The organism is Streptomyces sp. NPDC030799, assembly GCF_055572255.1.
The window spans coordinates 728,039-747,726 of sequence record NZ_JBVIDS010000003.1 but is presented as its reverse complement, the minus strand read 5'-3'; the positions used below and the strand labels follow the sequence as shown (position 1 = coordinate 747,726).

The window sequence follows — 19,688 nt, the reverse complement described above, 5'->3', positions numbered from 1 at the left end:
AGCTCGTGAGTCCCGTCCGTACGGGACGGAAGGAGAGCCAGGTGCCGACACCGCTCGAACCTGAACGGCCGCATCCCGGACGCATCCTGGAACCCGTCCGGGTGGTGCGGCTCCGCAGTTTCGACGCCCTCGCGGAGCTCATGCGCGAGATGGAGACCGGCCCGGCGCGAGCGGCGCCCACCGACGAGGCCAAGACACAGGAGCTGCCGCCCGTGGTGCCGGCGCCCGTCCCTCCCGGTGCCGCAGGCCCGAGCCGCGGTCTGCGTCTGCCGGTCGTCGCCGGGGCCCTGGCAGCCGCCGCACTCCTCGGCTTCGGCTGTGCCCTGCTGCTCCCCGTGCGGCACGAGGCCGCCGCGAGCGCGCATCCGCCCCAGCCGGCGGCCACGGCATCACCGCCCGCCACCACGCCCGCACCGACACCCACCCCCACCCCGCCCCCCGCAGCCACCGCCACCACCGATCCCGACGGCCCCGGCACCCTCCGCCAGGGCGACACCGGCCCCGAGGTCACCGACCTGCAGCGACGCCTGCTGCGCGTCCCGGACGTCTATCGCGACGGCTCGGTCGGCGGCACCTACGACGCGACCCTCACCGCAGCCGTGGCCCGGTTCCAGCTCTGGTACGGCATCAGCGGCGACGAGACCGCCGTCTACGGCGACGACACGCGCCGCGCGCTTGAGTCGCGGACCGGCCCCGGCGACGATGCGTGAGCGGCACGCGGAACACCGGGCAGCGCGGGCCGCACCCGGCCCTCGCCACGTGAGCCGAGGCCGGACCGGAGCGGCGGACGGGAGCGCAGGCCATGGCGGACGTGGACGGCACGAGAGGCGAGGGGGCGGACCTGGGCGGCGGGGCAAACCCGGGCGGCCGAACGGATGCGGGTGGCGTGGCGGACCCGGGTGGAGGGGCGGACCTGGGCGGCTGGACCGACGCGGGCGGTGGAACGGATGCGGGTGGTGGGGCGGACCCGGGCGGCGGCGTGGATGCGGGTGGCCCGGCGGACCCGGGTGGAGGGGCGGACTCGGGCGGCGGAACGGATGCGGGTGGCCGGGCGGATGCGGGTGGCGTGGCGAACCTGGGTGGCGGCGTGGATGCGGGTGGCCCGGCGGACCCGGGTGGAGGGGCGGACTCGGGCGGCGGAACGGATGCGGGTGGCCGGACGGATGCGGGTGGCGGTGCGGACCCGGGCGGCCGGACCGAGGCGGGTGGCGGAACGGATCCGGATGGAGGGGCGAGCGGCGGGTCGGGGGGCAGCCGGGCGCGCATGGCCGGACGGGTCGACACGGCCGGCATGGACGGATTCTTCGGCAGGCTGAACCCCGACATGTGCGTGGTCACGGCCGTGGCCGACGGTGAGCGGGCCGGGTGTCTGGTCGGCTTCGCCTCGCAGTGCTCCATCCGGCCGCCCCGGTTCGCCGTCTGGCTGTCCAAGGCCAACCACACCTACCGGGTCGCCCGGGCCGCGCAGCACCTCGCCGTCCACCTGATCACCCGCGACCAGCGGGACCTGGCGGAACTCTTCGGCGGCGAGACCGGCGACGAGATCGACAAGTTCGCGCGCGTGGACTGGGCCGAGGGGTACGGCGGCGCGGTGGTCCTGCGCCAGGCGGCGGCCTGGTTCACGGGCACCATCCTGCACCGCACCGACGGCGGCGACCACGTCGGCTTCGTCCTGGACCCGGTGGAGTGGGGCGAGGGGAGGGACGGCCCGCTGCTGCGGCTGTCCGACGCGGCCGGCATCGACGCCGGTCACCCCGTGGACTGACCGGATTCGAACGTCGTGCAACGCTTCGGGAAAGATGCCGGCGGGAGCGGCGGCCCGGCCTCATCCTGGTCAGCCCGCGGCCGACGGTCGCGCGCTCCGCCGTACCACGACCGAAGGCCAGCCCGATGACCGGCTCCCGCATCCCGGGCCTGCTCGTGCCCGCCGTCTTTCTGCTGGCGCTGGTCGTCGGCCTGTGCTGGTACTGGCGCCACCGTGACGACGACTGACGGACGACGGGCACCGGCTCGCCACCCGGACCCGACACTGTTCCGCCGCCCCGCGCGCCGACGCCGCCCCGCACCCCAGAGCCCTGACACCGGCTCCGCCCACCCGGAAACCCTCACAAGGGCTCCGCCCACCCGGAAACACTCACACGGCCCCGGCACCCCGGACCGCCACCGCGTCCTACGCGTCCGTCTCCGTGTCCGCCGCCTCCGCGCCGTCCGTCACGCCCTCCAACGGCATTCTGATGTCCAGCACGCACACGTCGTCCCGCCGCTCGTCCGCGAGCATGGTGGCGAGCAGGGTCTCCAGGGAGCCCGACTCGCCACAGCCTTGGGCGCGCACCGCCTCGGCCAGCCGTTCCAGGCCGTTGTCGAGGCCCTCGCCGGGGCGTTCGACCAGGCCGTCGGTGTACAGCAGCAGCCGGTCCCCGGGCTCCAGGTGGAGTTCCGCCGACTCGTACGCGGGGGCCGCGGTCGCGCCGAGCAGCATGCCGCCGGGCCGGTCGAGGTAGTGCACCTCGCCGTGGCGCACGAGCAGCGGCGGCAGATGACCGGCCTGCGCCCAGGCGAGGACGTGCCGGCGGGGGTTGTACCGAGCGAGCACCAGGGTGGCGGTGGTCTGGGTGTCGCGGGAGTGCAGCAGCAGGTAGTTGAGCCGTGTCAGCGCGCCCGTCAGCGAGGAGCCGGTGGTGACCATGCCCTTCGCGGTGAATCTGAGCTGGGCCATCGTGGCCACGGCGCCGATGCCGTGACCTGCTACGTCACCGATCACGAACAACGCGTCGTCATCGGGCAGTTCGATGGCGCTGAACCAGTCGCCGCCGACGTGGATACCGGACTGCGCGGGCAGGTACGCCACCTCGACGCGCAGCCCCGCCAGCCGCACCGGCTTGCTCGGCAGGGGCAGCAGGGCGTGCTGCAGCCGGGCGGCCAGGGCCCGTTCGGCCTGCAGAATCCCGCGCTGCAGCAGCATCGCCCGCTCGCTCTCCACCAGCGCCAGTTCCGCGCTGCGCTGCGGGGTGAGGTCCTGGACGAAGCCGTGCACCTCGACCGTGGTGCCGTCCGGCGCAGTGACGGCCTCCGTGACCAGCCGCAGGTGCCGGACACCCCCGGGTGTGTCGATGCGGAACGGCACATCGAACGGCCGGGCGTGGCGGACCAGTTCGGCGATCGCGTGGGTGAGCGGGCCCGTGTCCTCCGGCAGGGCCAGGTCCGGCAATTGTTCGAGACCGAGCGGCGGCTGCTCGGGGTCCCGGCCGAGGACGGCGTACGTCTGGTCGGACCAGGAGATCTCCTCGGTGATCAGGTTCCAGTTGGCCCAGCCGAGGTTGCCGAGCCGCTGCACGTCGAACAGGCGCTGCTCCTGCCGCTCCGGGGGGTCGTGCCGCAGCCAGGTGACCAGCAGGCCCTCACCCAGCGGCGCGGCCCGCACCGAGTAGGTGGCGGTCACGGGCACCTCGCCGACCACGTCCTGGTACACGAACGGCTCGCTCTCGAACGGCACTCCCGTCTGCAGGGCCTCCAGATAGCCGTGCCACAGCGGCTCTCCCGCGACGGACGGGTAGCTCTCCAGGACGTGTCTGCCGAGCATCTGCCGGCCGGTCCGGCCGAACACGTCGACCGCCTCCGGGGTGGCGGCCTCGATCCGGTAGTCCTCCACCTCTCCGGTTGCGGCGCGCAGCGGCGTCAGCAGGATCGCCGCGCCCGGCAGCGCGTCGAACACCGCCTGTACGGTCTGGGTGACACCGTCACCCACGCGCTCCTGGGAGGAGTCGAAGGCGCGCAGCCGGCCCGCGCACAGCCGGGCCACGGCCCGCAGCAGCTCGCGTTCCCGCGGCACGAACGGCCCGCCTCGCCGGCGCAGCACACCGAGGGCGACACCTGCGCTGTCCCCGACCGGCACGGGCAGCCAGGCCCGGCTGGGCCAGCGCTCCGGTGACTCCCCGAGCAGCAGGAGCCGGTCGCCCGCCGCGACGAGGTCCTCCAGCCACTGCGGCTCGCCGGACCGCAGGGCGTCGAGCGGGACCACACCGGTCACCGGGGGCACGTATCGCCACTGCGTGGCGAGGGTCGCGTCGATGCCCGCATGGCCGATCAGTTCGAGGCCGCCCTCGGGAAGCCGCTCGTACAGCATCACGGCGTCGGCGTCCGTCTCGGGCGCGACGTGGTCCAGCAGGCACTGGGCCAGCTCGTGCGGTGTGCCGACGCGGACCAGGTCCCGGCCGATGTGTCCGAGTATCTTCGCCAGCTCCACCGTGCCGGTGGGCGCGACCTGCCAGGTGCCGACGGCCGGCCGCGGGCCGGGCGGTGGGGCGAGCGGCTGCTCCTTCGGAGGCGGCAGTGCGCCCAGGGTGAGCCAGCACTGTTCGAGGAGCGTGCGGTTGCCGTCCGCGGCCCGCTGCAGCAGGTCCTCGTGCGCGGCTTGCGCAGTACACCCGGTGACGGCCATCAGCACGCCCTTGGCCCGCTCCAGGACCGCCGAGGTGGCGGCCAGGTCCCGAAGCCGTTCCAGCTCCGCGCGCTGCCGCGCCACGATCTTGGCCAGCGCTGCCGGATCGGCGCCGGTGGGGTGCACGGGCTCGCTCGTCACGCGACGAGCATGGCACATTCGGGCGCCTTCGATCACTCGTCTGCCGGGTCGGGATTCCGATGGGCTTGACACGGGCTGCGCAGCATCGGGTCGTACGGGGGCTGCCGCGGACGCCGGGCGGCACCCGGAGGCCGCTCGCACGAAAGGATGCGAACCGTGGGACGCCGTTGTCCGGCGGGGGCGGGACGGGCCGCGGATCAGCGGCCCGTGCCCCTGGCGGCCAGGGCCTCGCTGACCGCGCGGACGCTGCGGGCGATGTGCTGCAGCTGCAGGACTTCTGCGGCGTACAGCTTGATCGTGTGCTCGATGACCGACTCGGGCAGTCCGAGCATGGGCAGCTCGGCCCGTGCGGTCTGCAGCGCGGTCCTGGCCACCCGGATCTCCTGCTGGACCTGCAGCTGGGCGTGCCGGGCGAGCAGGACGGGGTGGCGGATGAGGGCCGGATAGCTGGCGTAGCGCGCGGGGATCAGCTCGCGCAGCCACTTGGCCGCCGAGCGCTCCCAGTCGTACGAGCCCGGCGTCTTGACCTGACAGGGCCAGTCGTGGCTGATACGGGTGCTGGTCAGAGGCATGATCATCGCTTCCGGTGGGCGGCGTCGTGAGGGTGGTCCGACGGGTGCGGGGCGGCCCCGGCCTAGGGGATGGCCGGGGCCGCCACGGGCGCGTCGCGCAGACGACACGCCCCGGTACACCCCCCGCGCCGACGTGGGTAGGGGACGGCGGCTGGGGGTGTCCGTGCGGGGACCCCGGGTGTCGGGAACCTGCGCTGCGTGGGGACGTGCGTACGCATGGGCGGTCCGTCGGCTTTCTCGGGGCGGTGTGCAAGCGGTGAGTCCGCGGGTGAAGTATTTATATATACCGTTCGCTTTGCAAGACGTATGAAAACATTCATGCGTGATTTGTCGTGGAAGATCCCCGTCCAGGGCAGGTGGACCGCAAGATCTTCACGACACCCGGCGCACAGGCGCACGAACTGCTGGGTTCAGTCCTTCATGAAGAACTGGTGCTGGTCGGAGAGCTGCTCGTACTTCTCCAGACGGGCCTGGGTGCGTTCCGGGTCGGCGTCGGTCATGGCCTGCAGCAGCGCGGCCGCCATCAAGCCGGGCGCGGCGTAGGAGTCGAACACCAGCCGTGAGCCGGTGCCGGTGGCGAAGGTGACATCGGCCTCGTCGGCCAGCGGCCCGAGCGCCAGGTCGGTCACCAGAGCGACCTTCAGACCGGCGCCGCGCGCCACGCGGACCGCCTGGAGCGTCTCCTGGGAGTGCCGGGGCATGGCGAAGGCCAGCACCCACGTGCCGCCGGCCTCGCGGCACTGGAGCAGCGCGTCGTAGGCCACGCTGCCGCCCCGGGTGACCAGCCGCACATCGGGGTGGATCCGGCGGGCGGCGTAACCGAAGTACTCGGCCAGCGACTCGGAGATGCGCAGACCCAGCACCGTCAGCGGGGTGGAGCGGGACAGTTCGCGGCCGACCTGGATGACCCGGTTGGGGTCGGCGAAGTCGCGCCGCAGATTCTCCAGGTTCTCGATCTCGGCGTCGACGGCCGCCTGCAGTTCGTTGGCCCGGTCCTCCTCGCCCGGACCGCCGGCCAGGGTGCTCAGCGCGATCGCCTGGAGCTTCTCGCGCAGCGCGGGGTAACCGCTGAAGCCGACGGCGGCGGCGAAGCGGGTGACGGAGGGCTGGCTGACCCCGACCCGGTCGGCCAGCTCGGTGATGGACAGGAACGCGGCCTCGGTGATGTGCTCGATCAGGTACTGGGCGATGCGCCGCTGGCCCGGCGACAGACGCGGGCCGTCGAAGAGTTCCCTGAGCCGGGAGGTCGGTGCGGCCTCGGCCTCGGGCACGGCCTTGCCCGAGGTGATCGCTGACGCCTGCGCGCGGGCCTGCTGCGGCGAGGGCACCGGTCCGCCTCCTTTGTCTGCCACAAGCACTCAACATAGCTCACCGACCGTGGTGAACAGGGGCTTGAGCAGGAGGTTTCAGCGCCGGAAGAGGCTGATCGAATGCCCCACCGCACCGGCCGGCCTGCTGCTTTCGACCAGCTCGGCGAGCCGTCCGCGCGCCTTGGCGAGCGCGGAGTCCGACACCACCAGCAGCCCGTGCACCCGATCCGGCGGTACGGTGCGCGGATCGGCGGCGTGGATGCCGTAGTACGACGGCACGCCACTGCCCTTGTACACCAGCCACACCCGCTCGCCCGGATACCGCTGCCGGAGCCGGTCGGCGAGCCGGCCCAGGTCCTGTCCCCAGTCGACGTTGGAGTCGTGCAGCAGCCGATGGGTGTTCGCCGGGCCGCCGAACGCCTCGTTGGAGTACGGCAGGTAGTACGGGAACGTCCGCGCCGAACTCGCGGCCGTGCACAGCACCAGCACGGCCGTCGCGGCTGCCGTCCACCGCCGTCCGGTCCGCGGCACACAGGCCCCCGCCACCGCGAGGAACACCGGCACGAACAGCGCGTACCTCGTCCCGAAGTCCCGCGACCCCGTCATGGCCGCCGCGAGCAGCACCCCGGGCGGCAGCAGCAGATACGGCGCGGCGGGCCGCAGCCGCCGCAGTGCCACGACCGTCACGGCACCGGCCGCGCCCAGCGCCAGCAGCCCGAGCGGCGTCTTCACCAGCAGGGCGGCCGGCAGGTAGTACCAGAGCGCGCCGGTGTACAGGTGCCCGAACAGATAGCCCTGCCACGGCTGGTACTCCAGCCCGAACTGCACCCGCATCCCGGCCCGGTACGCGCCCGGCACCGGCAGCAGGTCCACCAGGCGCCCACGCAGGCCGTGCAGGACCGGCACGGGCTCGGCGGGCGTGAACCGCAGCCGCGGATCGACGGCCAGATACGCGGCCCAGACGACACCGACCGCCACCACCAGCACGATGCCCGCCCCTGCGAGCGCCGACAGCGCTTTCCGGCCCCGCCCGCCGGCCGGTCTCGGGAGGGTGGGCAGGGGTGTGTGGTGGTGAGTGTCGGCCGTGGTCGGGAGGGTGGGCAGGGCCTTGCGTCGGTGCTCGACGAGCGCGCCCGCGAGTGCGGAGAGCAGCTGCCGTCCCCGCCCCGTGCCGACGTCCGGCCTGCCCGGCGGAACCAGCGGTCTTCGGTCGGTGCCCGTGTGCACGTCGCCCGGCGGGGCCTGTGGTCCCCGGTCGGCGCTCGTGTGCGGACCGCCTGGCGGGTACTGCCGCTCCTGAACGGTGCCGGTGCCCGGCGCATCCGTCGGCGGAACCTGTGGTCCCAGGTCGGTGTCCGTGTCCGGTCTGCCCGGTGACGCCTGCGGTCCCCGGCTCGCGGTGAGGACGGACAGCGCGGCCAGGCCCATCAGTACCGGTACCGCCGGCAGTGCGCTCATCTTGGTGGCGACGGCTGCGCCGAGGGCCGCGCCGGCGAGCGGCAGGTACGGCAGGGGCCGCCGCCGGGCCCGCCACACCAGCCAGGCCGACGTCAGGACGAACCCGGCCATCGGCACGTCCAGCGTGGCCAGCGAGCCATGCGCGATCAGGTCGGGCGAGAAGGCGTACAGCGCGAGTGTCAGCAGACCGCCCGCCGTGCCCGTCAGCTCACGGGCGAACGCGAACGCGACCAGCCCGAACAGCAGCGTCAGCACGATCACCGGCAGCCGGGACCAGAACATCACCCGCCAGGGGTCGTTGCCGGACTCGTACAGCAGATGCCGGCCCACGTCCCCTTGAGTGCCGGTGTACGACGGGTCGTAGTGCGGGTCCGCCACCGCCACGCCGGCCGCGATGAGCAGCTTGCCGAGCGGCGGGTGCTCGGGGTTGTAGCGGATCCGGTGCTCACGCAGATAGTCGGTGGCCGTAGCGACGTACACCGGCTCGTCGATCGTCGGGGTCTGCTGGACGGCCGTGGTGACCATCGCCGCGGCCATCTGCGCGAGCAGCAGCGCGGCCAGCAGCGGCACCAGCCACCGCCGGTGGCGGCGCAGCCGGGCGTAGGGGCGGACGGGGGCCGGCCGTGACGGCTCCTCGGCCGGGGCCTCCCGGGTGAGAACCAGATGCTGTGCGCGCGTCATCATCCGCCCCGCGGTGGCACCGGCCGAGGGCCGGCGGGAACGGCAGCGGGCCGGATCATGGCCCTACTGTCGCACCGCTCCCGCCGCCGGAGGCGTCACCGCTCCACGAGTCGTACCGGCAGACCTTCCGCCGTGTACACGGGTACGGCCCGCAACCGGTCGGAGTTCACCTCGATCCGGGTGAACCGGCCGCGCAGCCGGGACGCGTCCGGCACCGGCAGGGTGCTCCCCCCCGTCCGCGGCCCCTCGGCGTCGAGCCGCAGGGACGGCACCGCCGATTCGCCCGGCACGGCGAGGTGCCGGACCGTCAGCGGTGCCGTGCGGCCGACGCGCAGGGTGACCTCCAGCGTGTCCGCGTCCTGCGCGTACGAGCCGCGCACCCGCAGCCGCTCGGCCACCGCCGCGTGCCGCCCGTGACCCGCGTGTCCCCGTGCGCCAGGGCGTCCGCGGAGCCCGCGACCGGCACCGTTCCGCCGGTGTACCGGTTGCGGCCGGTCAGCGTCAGGGGACCGGTGCCGTGTCGCGCAGCCCCCGGTGATCTGCACGTGGCCGGGGGTGGACGCGGGGCGACCAAAGCACGCGAACGCGCCCTTCGGGGCGTTCAGGCGACCGGTACCACCAGGTCCGCCCGCCCCCGCGTCATCGCCACCAGTTCGGCGTTGCGCTGGTCCGTGCCCTGGACCCAGGCCACGGCCCGCTCGTGATCCTTGCCGAACTCCTCGTGCCGGGCGACCAGTCGGCGGATCCGCTCGTCCTCGTCCGCCTCGCAGAACCACACCTCGTCCAGGCACGGCCGCACCCGCGCCCACGAACCGTCCGTCAGCAGAAGGTAGTTGCCCTCGGTCACCACCAGCCGGGCCGTCGGCGGCACCGGGATCGCGCCCGCGATCGGCTGCTCCAGCACCCGCTCGAACCCGGGCGCGTACACCACCTCGTCGGTGTCCTCGCGCAACCGCCGCAACAGTGCCGCGTACCCGGCCGCGTCGAAGGTGTCCGGCGCCCCCTTGCGGGCCCGGCGGCCGAGCCGGTCGAGTTCGGCGTCGGCGAGGTGGAAGCCGTCCATGGGGACATGCGCCGCCCAAGGCGGCCCGTCGGCGTTCAGGGCGCGCACCAGATGCTCGGCGAGGGTGCTCTTGCCCGCACCGGGGCTGCCCGTGATGCCGAGCAGGGCGCGCCGGCCGTCCCGGGGGAGTGCGCGGGCACGGGCGAGGAGATCGTCGAAGGTCAGCGGCACACAGCAGAGTGTGTCACCAGGAACGCGCGCGCTGTGTGGCGTGCGCCACTCACTGGACGGTGCCGCACGGGGAACAGTGCTGGGTATGACTCAGCTCGGTCTCCCCGACGGAATCCAGGCCTGTCTCTTCGACCTCGACGGGGTCGTCACCCGGACGGCCGTCGTGCACGCGGCCGCCTGGAAGGAGACGTTCGACGCGTTCCTGCGGGACTACGAGGGGGAGCGCGGACGGCCGTTCGACCCGGTCGCCGACTACGACGAGTACGTCGACGGCCGTCCCCGCGCCGACGGCGTCCGCGCCTTCCTCGACTCGCGCGGCATCCACCTGCCCGAGGGCACCCCCGGTGACCCACCGGACACGCGGACCGTGCACGGCCTCGGCAACCGCAAGAACGTCCTGCTGCTGGAGAAGATCCGCACCGGCGGGGTCGAGGCCTACGAGGGCACCCTGCGCTATCTGGCGGCGGTCCGCGCCGAGGGGCTGCGCACGGCGATCGTCTCCTCCAGCGCCAACTGCCAGGACGTGCTCCGCTCGGTCGGCGCCGAGCACTTCTTCGACGTACGGATCGACGGCGTGGTCGCCGCCGGACGGCACCTGCCGGGCAAGCCGCACCCCGACACGTTCCTCGCCGCCGCCCGTGACCTGGGCGTCGAGCCGCAGCGGGCCGCCGTCTTCGAGGACGCGCTGGCCGGCATGGACGCGGGCCGCGCGGGCGGCTTCGGATACGTCGTCGGCGTGGACCGGGTCGGGCAGACCGACGCGCTGTACGCCCACGGCGCGAGCGTCGTCGTCGAGGATCTCGCCGAGCTGGGAGGCAAGCAGTGATCACCGACCGGTCGTACGCCGTCGAACCGTGGGCCGTCCGGGAGACCGCCCTCGACCTCGACGTCCTCGCCCAGAGCGAGTCGGTGTTCGCGCTGTCCAACGGCCATGTCGGCTGGCGCGGAAACCTCGACGAGGGCGAACCGCACGGCCTTCCCGGCAGCTACCTCAACGGCGTCCACGAGGTGCATCCGCTGCCGTACGCGGAGGCCGGCTACGGCTACCCGGAGTCGGGCCAGACCGTCATCGACGTCACCAACGGCAAGATCGTCCGACTGCTCGTGGACGACGAGCCGTTCGACCTGCGCTACGGCCGGCTCGTCTCGCACGAGCGGGTCCTGGACCTGCGCCGCGGGGTCCTGGAGCGGACCTGCGAGTGGACCTCCCCGGCGGGCTCCACGGTCCGGGTGCGCTCGACCCGGCTGGTGTCGCTGACCCAGCGCGCGGTGGCCGCGATCGCCTACGAAGTGGAGGCCGTCGGCGGCCGCAGCCGGGTGGTGATCCAGTCCGAGCTCGTCGCCAACGAGTCCCTGCCCGAGTCCGACGGCGACCCGCGCGCGGCCGTGGCGCTGCAGTCGCCGCTGGAGCAGGAGGACCACTTCGCCTCCGGCAGCCGGCTGCGGCTGGTGCACCGCACCCGGCGCAGCGGCCTGAGGGTGGCCGTGGCCGCGGACCACGTCGTCAGCGGCCCGGAGCGCACCACCACCCGCAGCGAGAGCGGCAGCGACGTGGCCCGGCTGACCGTCACCTCGGTGCTGGAACCCGGGCAGACACTGCGGGTCGAGAAGCTGGTCGCCCACGGTTGGTCCGGCACCCGTTCGCTGCCCGCGATGGCCGACCAGGTCGACGCCGCGCTCGCCGCCGCCGCGCACGACGGCTGGCAGGGCCTGCTGGCGGACCAGCGGGCCTGCCTGGACGACTTCTGGGCCCGCGCCGACGTCGAGGTGGAGGGCGACGAGGAGGTGCAGCAGGCCGTCCGCTTCGCGCTGTTCCATGTGCTGCAGGCGGGGGCGCGCGCCGAGCAGCGCGCCATACCCGCCAAGGGCCTGACCGGCTCCGGCTACGACGGGCACGCCTTCTGGGACACCGAGATGTTCGTGCTGCCCGTCCTCACCCACACCGCGCCCGCGGCCGTCGCCGAGGCGCTGCGCTGGCGGTACAACACCCTCGACGAGGCCCGCGAACGCGCGGCCCAACTGGGGCTCGGCGGCGCCGCGTTCCCCTGGCGGACCATCGCCGGGCCGGAGGGCTCGGCGTACTGGCCGGCCGGCACCGCCGCCTTCCATGTGAACGCCGGCATAGCCGACGCCGTGATCCGGTACGTCGAGGCCACCGGCGACACCGCCTTCGAGCGTGAGGCCGGTGTGGAACTGCTGGTGGAGACGGCCCGGCTGTGGCGCTCGCTGGGCCACCACGACACCCGCGGCGTCTTCCACATCGACGGCGTCACCGGCCCCGACGAGTACAGCGCGGTCGCCGACGACAACACCTATACCAACCTCATGGCCCGGCAGAACCTGCTCGCCGCGGCCGACGCCGCCGAACGCCACCCGCGTGAGGCGGACCGGCTCGGCGTGGACGAGGAGGAGACCGCGTCCTGGCGGGACGCCGCCGAGGCGATGCACATCCCGTACAACGACGAACTGCGCGTCCACGAACAGCACGCCGGGTTCACCCGCTACCAGCGCTGGGACTTCGCCGGCACCCGCGCCGACCAGTACCCGCTGCTGCTGCACTTCCCCTACTTCGACCTCTACCGCAAGCAGGTCGTCAAGCAGGCCGACCTGGTGCTGGCCATGTACACCTGCGGCGACTTCTTCGAGAAGGGGTACGGCAAGGAGGGCGCGGAGGGTGCGGAGCAGATCGCCCGGAACTTCGCCTACTACGAGCCGCTGACCGTCCGGGACTCCTCCCTGTCGGCCTGCTGCCAGGCCGTCATCGCCGCCCAGGTGGGCCATCTCGACCTCGCCTGGGCCTACACCACCGAGGCGGCGCTGATGGACTTGCAGGACCTGGAGCACAACACCCGCGACGGGCTGCACATCGCCTCGCTCGCCGGTACCTGGATGGCACTGGTGGCGGGCTTCGGCGGGATGCGCCGCGACGGCGAGAGCCTGCGGTTCGCGCCGCGCCTGCCCGAGCGGCTGAGCCGGCTCGCCTTCAACGTCGAGTTCCGTGGCCGACGGCTGCGCGTGGAGATCGGCGCGGACAAGGTGACGTACGCGCTGCTGGACGGGCCGCCGCTGAGCCTGCGCCACCATGGCGAGCCGCTCACGGTGGACACCGAGGAACCGGCCGTGCGGGCCGTGCCACCGGTCGTCCGCCGCCCCACGCCGGAGCAGCCGCTGCATCGGGCGCCGAACGGGGGTTGAGCGCGGCGCTGCGCGCGGAGTGCCGAGAAACACGAAGTGCCCGAACACGCCGTCGGCCGTCTGCCGCGCCATCGGGCCCGGTCGCGCAGTTCCTCGCGCCCCTGCAGCGCGCTTTCAGTCCGGCGCGCCGGACAGCTGCCGCAGCAGGTCGCCCGTCGCGCCGCCTCGGGTGCCCGCCCGGTCGGTGAAGCTCAGTGCGGGAGCGACCCGCCGGGCGATCGGCGGCGCGACCGTCGACAGCAGCAGCAGCAGCGCCGGCGCCGGCGCCGGCGGGCCGTACACGTCGGACGTCATGCGCCGTCTCCGGCGAGCAGCTCGCGCAGCGCCCGCTCCTCCTCGGGGCTCAGGCCGGTCACGAACTGCTGGAGCGCGGCGATCGGGTCCGGGCCCCGGTCCAGGGCCTCGTGCATCGCCTCGGCGGTCAGCTCGGCCGCGTTCTTCGCCGGGCGGTACGCGCCGCGCCGCCCGTCGGCGTCCCGCAGCACCAGCCCCTTGTCGTAGAGCCGTTTGAGGATCGTGTGCACGGTGTTGTAGGCGAGTGCGCCGTCGATCTCGGCCTGGATCTCCGCCGGGGTCAACGGCCGCTCGGTCGCCCAGAGAGCGGCCAGGACCTCGCTCTCCAGCGCGCCGGCGCTGCGCCGCTCCGCCCTGCCGCGGGACCCTGTGCCAGCCATGCCCCAACCTTACAGCGCGTAGTGCCGTCGACCGGATGGCGTCGTCCGCCCGGTTGAGCTCGGGGATTTGGGATAGTTTGTCGATGTTTTCCCTGCGGGGTGACAGGGGTCCGCACACCGAGGGACAGAAGGTGACGATGGCCGGCAGCGCGCACGCCACACTCGCCGGGCTGCGGCGCGAGCGGTCACACCGCACGTCCGGCGGCGCCCGGCGCACACGGTGCACGGTCGCGCTCGCGGCCGTGGCGGCGGCCTTCACCCTGGCCCAACTGCTCCTCGTCCCGCCCGGCATGGGCCTCGGCTGGGACGAGACGGTCTACGTCAGCCAGGTCAGCGCACACGCCCCCGCCGCCTTCTTCAGCGCGCCCCGCGCCCGGGGCGTCTCCCTGCTCGTCGCGCCCGTCGCCTCCTGGTCGTCCTCCACGCCACTGCTCCGGATCTACCTCGCGGTCCTGTCCGGGCTCGCCCTGTTCCTGGCCCTGCGCGCCTGGCGCGGCCTGTTCCCGGTCCGCGTCCTCGCCCTCGCCGGCGCCCTGTTCGCCTCCCTGTGGGTGACCCTCTTCTACGGCCCGCAGGCCATGCCCAACTACTGGGTAGCCGTGGGTGCCCTGGCCGCCGTCGCCTGTTTCCTGCACGCCCGCGCCGGCCGGGGGCGCTTCCCGTACTGGGGCCTGGCGGCGAGTGCCGCGCTCATGGCCTGGATGCGGCCCATGGACGCCGTCTGGGCGGTGCTGCCGCTGCTCGCCCTCGGCCTCGCCCGCCGCCACTGGCGGCCCCTCGCGGTGCTGCTCGCCGGGCTCACGGCCGGTGCCGCCGAGTGGGTGATCGAGGCCTGCGTCAGCTACGGCGGCCCGGTGCGCCGACTGGCCGACGCCTCCGCGATCCAGGGCGGCCTGGGGGCGCACTTCGCCGTCGTCGACCAACTGCGCAGCCTCGGCGGCCGGACCCTGTGCCGGCCCTGCACCGGCGACCTGCCCCACCCGCTGGTCACCGTCTGGTGGTTCGTCCTGCCCGTGCTCGCCGTGCTCGGCCTGACCGTCGCCGTCCGCGCCCGGCGTACGGCGGCCACGCTGCTGCCGTTCGCCTGTGCGGCGGCCGCCGCCTTTCCCTATCTGTTCCTCATCGACTACGCGGCCCCGCGCTTCCTGCTGCCCGCCTACGCCCTGCTCGCCCTCCCGGCCGCCGACGCCCTGGCCCACCTGGCCGGCGCACCGCGCCGGCCCTGGCGCCCGGTCCCCGCCACGCTCGTCGCCCTGGGACTCGCCGTCCATCTCGCGGTGCAACTGGCCGTGCTGACGCACACGGTGGCCTCCACCACCGCGCAGCACCGCGGCTGGTCCCGCACGGCCGCCGCCCTGCACCGGCTCGGTGTCCGCCCGCCCTGTCTGCTCACCGGCAGCGAGGCCATCCCGATCGCGTTCTACGCCGGCTGCGCCTCGGCCGCGACGAGCGGGCACAACGCCAACAGCACCGAGAACGGCATCGCCGGTACCGCCCGGCGGATCCCGGCCGCCGTACTGGTGCCCGCCGGTTCCGGACCGCCCGGATACGCCCGCGACTGGGCGGCCGAGCCCTTCGACGGCGGGCGGCTGTACTTCACCGTGCCGGAGAGCGGCCGATGACCTCACCGGCGCACCTCGCCGTCTGTCTCGGCCGGCGCCGCGCCTGCTGGCACGCGGGCGTCCTGCTCGCCGTCCTGCTCGGCGGGCTGTACCTGGTCCGCCGGCACTGGCCCGCACTGGAGAACGGTGCCTGGCGGCTGGCCGAGGCCGACCAGGGCTGGCTGCTGGCCGGCGCGGCGGCGGCCACCGGCACCTGGGCGGCCTCGGCGCTCGCCCAGCAGGGCGCGGTCGTACGGCGGCTGCCCGGACGCCGGCTGGTCGCCGCCCAGTTCGCCGCCTCCGCGGCGAACCACCTGCTGCCCGCCGGGCTCGGCGCGGCGGCGGTCAACCTGCGGTTCCTGATGCGCTGCGGACTGCCCGCGGGCCGTTCGGCCAGCGCCCTCGCCGTCAAGGCCACCGCCGGCGCCACCGTCCGCCTGGTGCTGATCGCCGTGCTCGGTCCCGCCTGCCCGGGGCTGCTGCGCCTGCCGCGCCTCACTCCCACGGCCCTCGCCGTCACCGTCGGCGGTCTCGCCCTGCTCGCGGCCCTGCCGGCGAGCCCCTGGTGGGGACGCTGCCGACGGGCTCTGTCGGCCGTCCTGACCGACATCCGCACCCTGCACGCCAACCCCCTGCGCGCCGCGGCCCTGTGGGGCGGCTCCGCGGCCTTCGCCGCACTGCACTGTCTGGTCCTCATCGCCGTCACCCGGGCGGTCGCACTGCCGCTGCCCCCGCTCCAGGTGGCCCTGCTGTACCTCGCCGCGAGCAGCGCCGCCGCACTGCTGCCCACCCCGGGCGGCCTCGGCTCCCTCGACGCGGCGCTCGCCCTCGCCCTCACCGTCTCCGGCGCCCCCACGGTGGCCGCCGCCTCCGCCGTGCTCGGCTACCGGCTGCTGACCGTGTGGGTGCCGCTGCTGCCGGGGCTGTTCGTGCTCGGGGTGCTGGTGCGGCGCAAGGCCCTGTGAGAGGCGGGGAGTTTCCCGCGCGCCCGCCACAGGTAGGAGTCGGATGTCACGTGCCGCCACACGAGGGGGAGCAACATGTCGGGGAACGACACTGCGGGGCTGCCGAGCGAGGCGTTCTTCACACCGGGGACGTCGTCCTTCACCGCGTTCCTGGCCGCCCACCGGCCCGGGCTGCTGCCCACCGCGCGCACGCTGCCCGACGGGATACGCACAGCCCCCGACCGATTCCCGCACGGCACGACCGTGCTCGCCCTCACCTACCGCGACGGCGTGCTCATAGCCGGCGACCGGCGGGCCACCATGGGCAACCTCATCGCCCAGCGAGACCTGGAGAAGGTGCACCCCGCCGACGACTTCACGGCCGTCGCCTTCGCCGGCACCGTCGGCCTCGCCGTCGACATGGTGCGGCTCTACCAGGTCGAGCTCACGCACTTCGAGAAGATCGAGGGTACCCCGATGACCCTGGCCGGCAAGGCGACCCGCCTCGCGGCCATGATCCGGCAGAACCTCGCCCAGGCCATGCAGGGCCTCGCCGTCGTCCCGCTGCTCGCCGGATACGACCTCACGGCGCCCGAGGGCGGACGCGGCCGCATCTTCGGCTTCGACGCCGCCGGCGGTCTCTACGAGAAACAGGACTTCTACGCCGAGGGCTCCGGCTCCCCGTACGCCCGGGGCGCCCTGAAGAAGCTGTACCGGCCCGGCCTCACCCGCCGCGAGGCCGCCCTCGCCGCGCTCCAGGCGCTGTACGACGCGGCGGACGACGACTCGGCCACCGGCGGCCCCGATCTGAACCGCCGTATCTTCCCCGTGGTCTGCGTCATCACCGCGGACGGCTTCGAGCGGCTCCCGGAACCGGAGACCGAGCAACTCAGCCGGGACATGGTCGAACAGCGCACCACCCGCCCGGACGGACCGCACGCCCTGGCCTGACCCCGAGCCGCGCCCGCGCTCAGGATGCGTTCAGATCTCCCCCGGCAGCGTCGGCGCCATGACCTCACAGACCTCTGCGACCACGGTCGCCGCCACCGGCGCCGGCACGCCGGGCCGTCGCACGCACGGGCACAAGTTGCCCGGCTCGCGGTCGTGCTCGTGGTGCAGTTCCGCACCAGGTCCCACCGTCGCGCTGATCAGCGTCGTCGGCACCCTGGTCAGCGACAACCTCACCGACAACATGGGCGTGGCGCTGCAGACCACCACGACCGTCTTCACGATCGTCCTGGTGATCGTCTTCGCCACCTGGTACCGGGCCGAGCGACCCGCAAGGACGTCACCGAGGAGCGGCCGGAGAGACCGTGTCGAAGTCCTCGTCGTGCAGTGCACGACGCGGCACGTCACGCAGGGCGTGATCGTCCTCGACGATGAGGATCCTGGGGCGCATGTCTCTCCACCGGCCCGTCGGCCGTATCGCTCGGGTGGGACGTGCCGTGGTCAGGGGGACGGGGGACGTATCGCCCGGCCTGCCACCGGGCCGCCGCGCAGCCGAGAACGCCGAGCCAGCCGACGGCGAACAGCCAGCCGCCGGCCACGTCGGTGAACCAGTGCACGCCGAGGTAGGCCCGGGTCAGCCCGACGCCCGCTCCCCAGCAGGCGACCAGCAGACACAGCAGGGTCCGGCCGCGCGGGGCGCGCAGGCACAGGGCGAGGATCAGCAGCCCGGCCGTCAGGGCGGCCGTGGTGGTGTGCCCGGAGGGGAACGACCACCCGGACGCGTGGGTCTGCCAGTCCCGGCTCGCCGGCCGGGCCCGTGCGACCAGGTCCAGCACGCCGTACCGGACCGCCTGGCCCGCGCCGAGGCAGAGCGCGCAGAGCGGCACGGCCGTCAGCCGCTGCCCCGCGGAGCGCCCCGCGATCAGTCCCGCCAGGACCACCAGGACGTACGGCACGACACCGGTGCCCGTGGCGGTCAGGGCGCGGGCCACCGCCACCGCCACCGGCGGACGGTGCCCGACGGACCAGGACAGCAGGCCCTGGTCCGGATACAGCGGGCCACCCTGATGGCTCACCACCAGCGCGGTCAACGCCGCGAACGCCATCCAGGCGACCAGGGCCGCCGTGCCTGCCGCGTCCGCGAGCCTCCCGGGCTTCATGCCGCCCTCGGCACCAGCAGCGGACGTAGCCAGGTGCCCGAGAGCCGGTCCGCGAGACCCGTCGGCCACCGCCGCAGGACGGCGGTCGTCGCGAGGTGACCCACGAGCCCGCCGAGCGCCGCCCCCGCGACGACGTCGCGCGGATGGTGCACCCCGACCCACACCCGGGAGGCCGCCATGGCGAGCGCGCACACCGATGCCGCCGTGCCCGGGCGCCGGGAGACGAAGAACAGGGCGACCGCGGCGGCGAACGCGATCGCGGTGTGATTGCCGGGGAACGACCAGTCGCCCCGCGCGGGACACGCCTCCGGCGTGCGCAAGGCCGGCCGGCGGCACGGCCGGTCCTCGGCCACCGGCGGCTTCACGGCCCCGGTCACCCCGAACGCCGCCCCCACCGCCACCGGCACCAGCAACGCCGTCATCGCCGCGGCCGCCCCCTCCCGGCGGGCCCGCCACCGGCCCGCGGCCATCAGCACCGCGAACACCGCCGCCCAGTACGCCGACCACACCACGGGCGGCCCGTCGACGGACGAGCCCGACAGGGTGTACGTCATCCGCGGGCCTCTTCCTTGGCCGCCCTGCGGGAGCGCAGCACCTCGGCGGCGACCGGGAGCAGGGACACGAGGACGATCAGCGCGATCACCGGCAGCAGGTACTTGTCGATGTTCGGGATGGAGGAGCCGAGCGCGTATCCGGCGAGCGTCAGGCCGAGGCTCCAGAGGAGTCCGCCCGCCACCTGCCAGAGGGTGAAGGTCCGCGCCGGGACGCCGAGCGCGCCCGCCATCGGGTTCAGCACCGTGCGCACCACCGGGACGAACCGGGCCAGCACGATCGCCTTCGCGTGGCCGTACCGCCCCAGCAGTTCCTCGGCCCGCCGCGCGCCCTCGCGCAGCTTCGCCGACCGGCTGCGGGCCAGCAGTGTCCCGCCCGCCTTGCGGCCGAGCAGGAACCCGCACTGAGAGCCGGCCAGGGCGCCGACGGCCGCCGCGACGAGCAGCGGCCCGAGCGACAGGTGCACCCCCTGGTCGGACGTTCCGGTGCACAGCAGTCCCGCCGTGAACAGCAGGGAGTCCCCGGGCAGGAAGAACCCGATCAGCAGGCCCGTCTCCGCGAAGAGCACCACGCCGACGCCGAGCACGCCGAAGGCGGCGAGCAGCGAGTGGGCGTCGAGCACATTGACCGCGAGCTGTGACGCCAGGTGGGGGGAAGCGGTCATCGCCGTACGCCCTTTCCTTCGACTGCGACAAGATTCGACTACACATTTGTAGACGTTCTATCGGGCCACTGACGAACCGGGAGTGACGACAGTTCCCGGCCTTTGCCCGTCCATTG

At 74.0% G+C, this 19,688-nt stretch carries 18 protein-coding genes and 2 pseudogenes; 8 read left to right on the top strand and 12 right to left on the bottom strand.

The genetic code is table 11. The features are described from left to right. The first annotated feature begins 41 nt into the window (after positions 1 to 41). Both ACZ41I_RS10840 and ACZ41I_RS10835 read left to right on the top strand, forming a co-directional pair. A complete protein-coding gene (locus ACZ41I_RS10840) occupies positions 42 to 710 on the top strand; it encodes a peptidoglycan-binding domain-containing protein (protein WP_468513845.1) in 669 nt (222 codons plus the stop codon). A gap of 554 nt (positions 711 to 1,264) precedes the next feature. After that, positions 1,265 to 1,765, top strand: a complete 501-nt coding sequence (locus tag ACZ41I_RS10835; RefSeq protein ID WP_468513844.1) for a flavin reductase family protein — start codon at positions 1,265 to 1,267, stop codon at positions 1,763 to 1,765. A 405-nt stretch (positions 1,766 to 2,170) separates the two neighbouring features. On the opposite strand, the gene ACZ41I_RS10830 is transcribed toward ACZ41I_RS10835, so the two are convergent. The 6 genes from ACZ41I_RS10830 to ACZ41I_RS10805 all read right to left on the bottom strand — a co-directional run bounded on the left by ACZ41I_RS10830 (position 2,171) and on the right by ACZ41I_RS10805 (position 9,834). Beyond that, positions 2,171 to 4,597: a SpoIIE family protein phosphatase gene (locus ACZ41I_RS10830; protein WP_468513843.1), complete on the bottom strand. Its 2,427-nt coding sequence runs from the start codon at positions 4,595 to 4,597 to the stop codon at positions 2,171 to 2,173. Between the two features lie 179 nt (positions 4,598 to 4,776). After that, a complete protein-coding gene (locus ACZ41I_RS10825) occupies positions 4,777 to 5,157 on the bottom strand; it encodes a hypothetical protein (RefSeq protein WP_363220584.1) in 381 nt (126 codons plus the stop codon). 404 nt (positions 5,158 to 5,561) lie between these two features. Then, entirely contained in the window at positions 5,562 to 6,479 is a 918-nt protein-coding gene (locus ACZ41I_RS10820) for a MurR/RpiR family transcriptional regulator (RefSeq protein ID WP_363219692.1), read from the bottom strand. 78 nt (positions 6,480 to 6,557) lie between these two features. Next, positions 6,558 to 8,603, bottom strand: a complete 2,046-nt coding sequence (locus ACZ41I_RS10815) for a phospholipid carrier-dependent glycosyltransferase (protein ID WP_468513842.1) — start codon at positions 8,601 to 8,603, stop codon at positions 6,558 to 6,560. Positions 8,604 to 8,695: 92 nt separating this feature from the next. Further along, positions 8,696 to 8,998: a hypothetical protein gene (locus tag ACZ41I_RS10810; RefSeq protein WP_468513841.1), complete on the bottom strand. Its 303-nt coding sequence runs from the start codon at positions 8,996 to 8,998 to the stop codon at positions 8,696 to 8,698. A gap of 203 nt (positions 8,999 to 9,201) precedes the next feature. Beyond that, complete coding sequence (locus ACZ41I_RS10805) at positions 9,202 to 9,834, bottom strand: nucleoside/nucleotide kinase family protein (RefSeq protein WP_363219690.1); 633 nt, start codon at positions 9,832 to 9,834, stop codon at positions 9,202 to 9,204. Between the two features lie 85 nt (positions 9,835 to 9,919). On the opposite strand from ACZ41I_RS10805, the gene ACZ41I_RS10800 reads away from it, so the two are divergent. Both ACZ41I_RS10800 and ACZ41I_RS10795 read left to right on the top strand, forming a co-directional pair. Continuing rightward, the gene (locus ACZ41I_RS10800) at positions 9,920 to 10,660 is read left to right on the top strand and encodes an HAD family hydrolase (RefSeq protein WP_468513840.1); all 741 of its coding nucleotides are present in this window, start codon (positions 9,920 to 9,922) and stop codon (positions 10,658 to 10,660) included. Next, a complete protein-coding gene (locus ACZ41I_RS10795) occupies positions 10,657 to 13,029 on the top strand; it encodes a glycoside hydrolase family 65 protein (protein WP_399769782.1) in 2,373 nt (790 codons plus the stop codon). Before ACZ41I_RS10800 ends, ACZ41I_RS10795 begins: the two co-directional genes overlap by 4 nt. Before the next feature lie 114 nt (positions 13,030 to 13,143). Here ACZ41I_RS10795 and ACZ41I_RS10790 read toward each other — a convergent pair whose 3' ends face one another. Then, the gene (locus tag ACZ41I_RS10790) at positions 13,144 to 13,323 is read right to left on the bottom strand and encodes a hypothetical protein (protein ID WP_468513839.1); all 180 of its coding nucleotides are present in this window, start codon (positions 13,321 to 13,323) and stop codon (positions 13,144 to 13,146) included. Further along, positions 13,320 to 13,703, bottom strand: coding sequence for a BlaI/MecI/CopY family transcriptional regulator (locus ACZ41I_RS10785; RefSeq protein WP_363219686.1), 384 nt, complete (start codon positions 13,701 to 13,703; stop codon positions 13,320 to 13,322). The genes ACZ41I_RS10790 and ACZ41I_RS10785 overlap by 4 nt, the downstream gene beginning before the upstream one ends. 137 nt (positions 13,704 to 13,840) lie before the next feature. Here ACZ41I_RS10785 and ACZ41I_RS10780 point away from each other — a divergent pair, with 137 nt between their 5' ends. The 4 genes and pseudogenes from ACZ41I_RS10780 to ACZ41I_RS10765 form a co-directional block, all read left to right on the top strand. Next, positions 13,841 to 15,325, top strand: a complete 1,485-nt coding sequence (locus ACZ41I_RS10780; protein WP_468513879.1) for a hypothetical protein — start codon at positions 13,841 to 13,843, stop codon at positions 15,323 to 15,325. Then, a complete protein-coding gene (locus tag ACZ41I_RS10775) occupies positions 15,322 to 16,269 on the top strand; it encodes a lysylphosphatidylglycerol synthase transmembrane domain-containing protein (protein WP_468513838.1) in 948 nt (315 codons plus the stop codon). The genes ACZ41I_RS10780 and ACZ41I_RS10775 overlap by 4 nt, the downstream gene beginning before the upstream one ends. Positions 16,270 to 16,344: 75 nt before the next feature. Further along, positions 16,345 to 17,199: a proteasome subunit beta gene (gene prcB / locus ACZ41I_RS10770; protein ID WP_399769773.1), complete on the top strand. Its 855-nt coding sequence runs from the start codon at positions 16,345 to 16,347 to the stop codon at positions 17,197 to 17,199. 138 nt (positions 17,200 to 17,337) lie between these two features. Continuing rightward, positions 17,338 to 17,524, top strand: a pseudogene (locus ACZ41I_RS10765) (hypothetical protein); the annotation flags it as partial. Positions 17,525 to 17,557: 33 nt separating this feature from the next. Here the strand turns inward: ACZ41I_RS10765 and ACZ41I_RS10760 are convergent. The 4 genes and pseudogenes from ACZ41I_RS10760 to ACZ41I_RS10745 form a co-directional block, all read right to left on the bottom strand. Further along, positions 17,558 to 17,629: pseudogene (locus ACZ41I_RS10760) on the bottom strand (DNA-binding response regulator); the annotation flags it as partial. After that, on the bottom strand, positions 17,601 to 18,356 hold the full coding sequence (locus ACZ41I_RS10755; RefSeq protein ID WP_468513837.1) for a phosphatase PAP2 family protein: 756 nt from the start codon (positions 18,354 to 18,356) through the stop codon (positions 17,601 to 17,603). The pseudogene ACZ41I_RS10760 and the gene ACZ41I_RS10755, both read right to left, overlap by 29 nt. Next, a complete protein-coding gene (locus tag ACZ41I_RS10750; protein ID WP_468513836.1) occupies positions 18,353 to 18,910 on the bottom strand; it encodes a phosphatase PAP2 family protein in 558 nt (185 codons plus the stop codon). Before ACZ41I_RS10750 ends, ACZ41I_RS10755 begins: the two co-directional genes overlap by 4 nt. Beyond that, positions 18,907 to 19,572, bottom strand: a complete 666-nt coding sequence (locus ACZ41I_RS10745) for a DedA family protein (protein WP_468513835.1) — start codon at positions 19,570 to 19,572, stop codon at positions 18,907 to 18,909. Before ACZ41I_RS10745 ends, ACZ41I_RS10750 begins: the two co-directional genes overlap by 4 nt. Positions 19,573 to 19,688 lie beyond the last annotated feature (116 nt).

Bases quoted from the DNA above. Each gene is read 5' to 3' on its own strand.
- ACZ41I_RS10835 (WP_468513844.1), top strand. From the start codon at position 1,265: ATGGCCGGACGGGTCGACACGGCCGGCATGGACGGATTCTTCGGCAGG.
- ACZ41I_RS10830 (WP_468513843.1), bottom strand. From the start codon at position 4,597: ATGTGCCATGCTCGTCGCGTGACGAGCGAGCCCGTGCACCCCACCGGC.
- ACZ41I_RS10825 (WP_363220584.1), bottom strand. From the start codon at position 5,157: ATGATCATGCCTCTGACCAGCACCCGTATCAGCCACGACTGGCCCTGT.
- ACZ41I_RS10815 (WP_468513842.1), bottom strand. From the start codon at position 8,603: ATGATGACGCGCGCACAGCATCTGGTTCTCACCCGGGAGGCCCCGGCC.
- ACZ41I_RS10800 (WP_468513840.1), top strand. From the start codon at position 9,920: ATGACTCAGCTCGGTCTCCCCGACGGAATCCAGGCCTGTCTCTTCGAC.
- ACZ41I_RS10790 (WP_468513839.1), bottom strand. From the start codon at position 13,323: ATGACGTCCGACGTGTACGGCCCGCCGGCGCCGGCGCCGGCGCTGCTG.
- ACZ41I_RS10785 (WP_363219686.1), bottom strand. From the start codon at position 13,703: ATGGCTGGCACAGGGTCCCGCGGCAGGGCGGAGCGGCGCAGCGCCGGC.
- ACZ41I_RS10780 (WP_468513879.1), top strand. From the start codon at position 13,841: ATGGCCGGCAGCGCGCACGCCACACTCGCCGGGCTGCGGCGCGAGCGG.
- ACZ41I_RS10775 (WP_468513838.1), top strand. From the start codon at position 15,322: ATGACCTCACCGGCGCACCTCGCCGTCTGTCTCGGCCGGCGCCGCGCC.
- prcB (WP_399769773.1), top strand. From the start codon at position 16,345: ATGTCGGGGAACGACACTGCGGGGCTGCCGAGCGAGGCGTTCTTCACA.
- ACZ41I_RS10755 (WP_468513837.1), bottom strand. From the start codon at position 18,356: ATGAAGCCCGGGAGGCTCGCGGACGCGGCAGGCACGGCGGCCCTGGTC.
- ACZ41I_RS10750 (WP_468513836.1), bottom strand. From the start codon at position 18,910: ATGACGTACACCCTGTCGGGCTCGTCCGTCGACGGGCCGCCCGTGGTG.
- ACZ41I_RS10745 (WP_468513835.1), bottom strand. From the start codon at position 19,572: ATGACCGCTTCCCCCCACCTGGCGTCACAGCTCGCGGTCAATGTGCTC.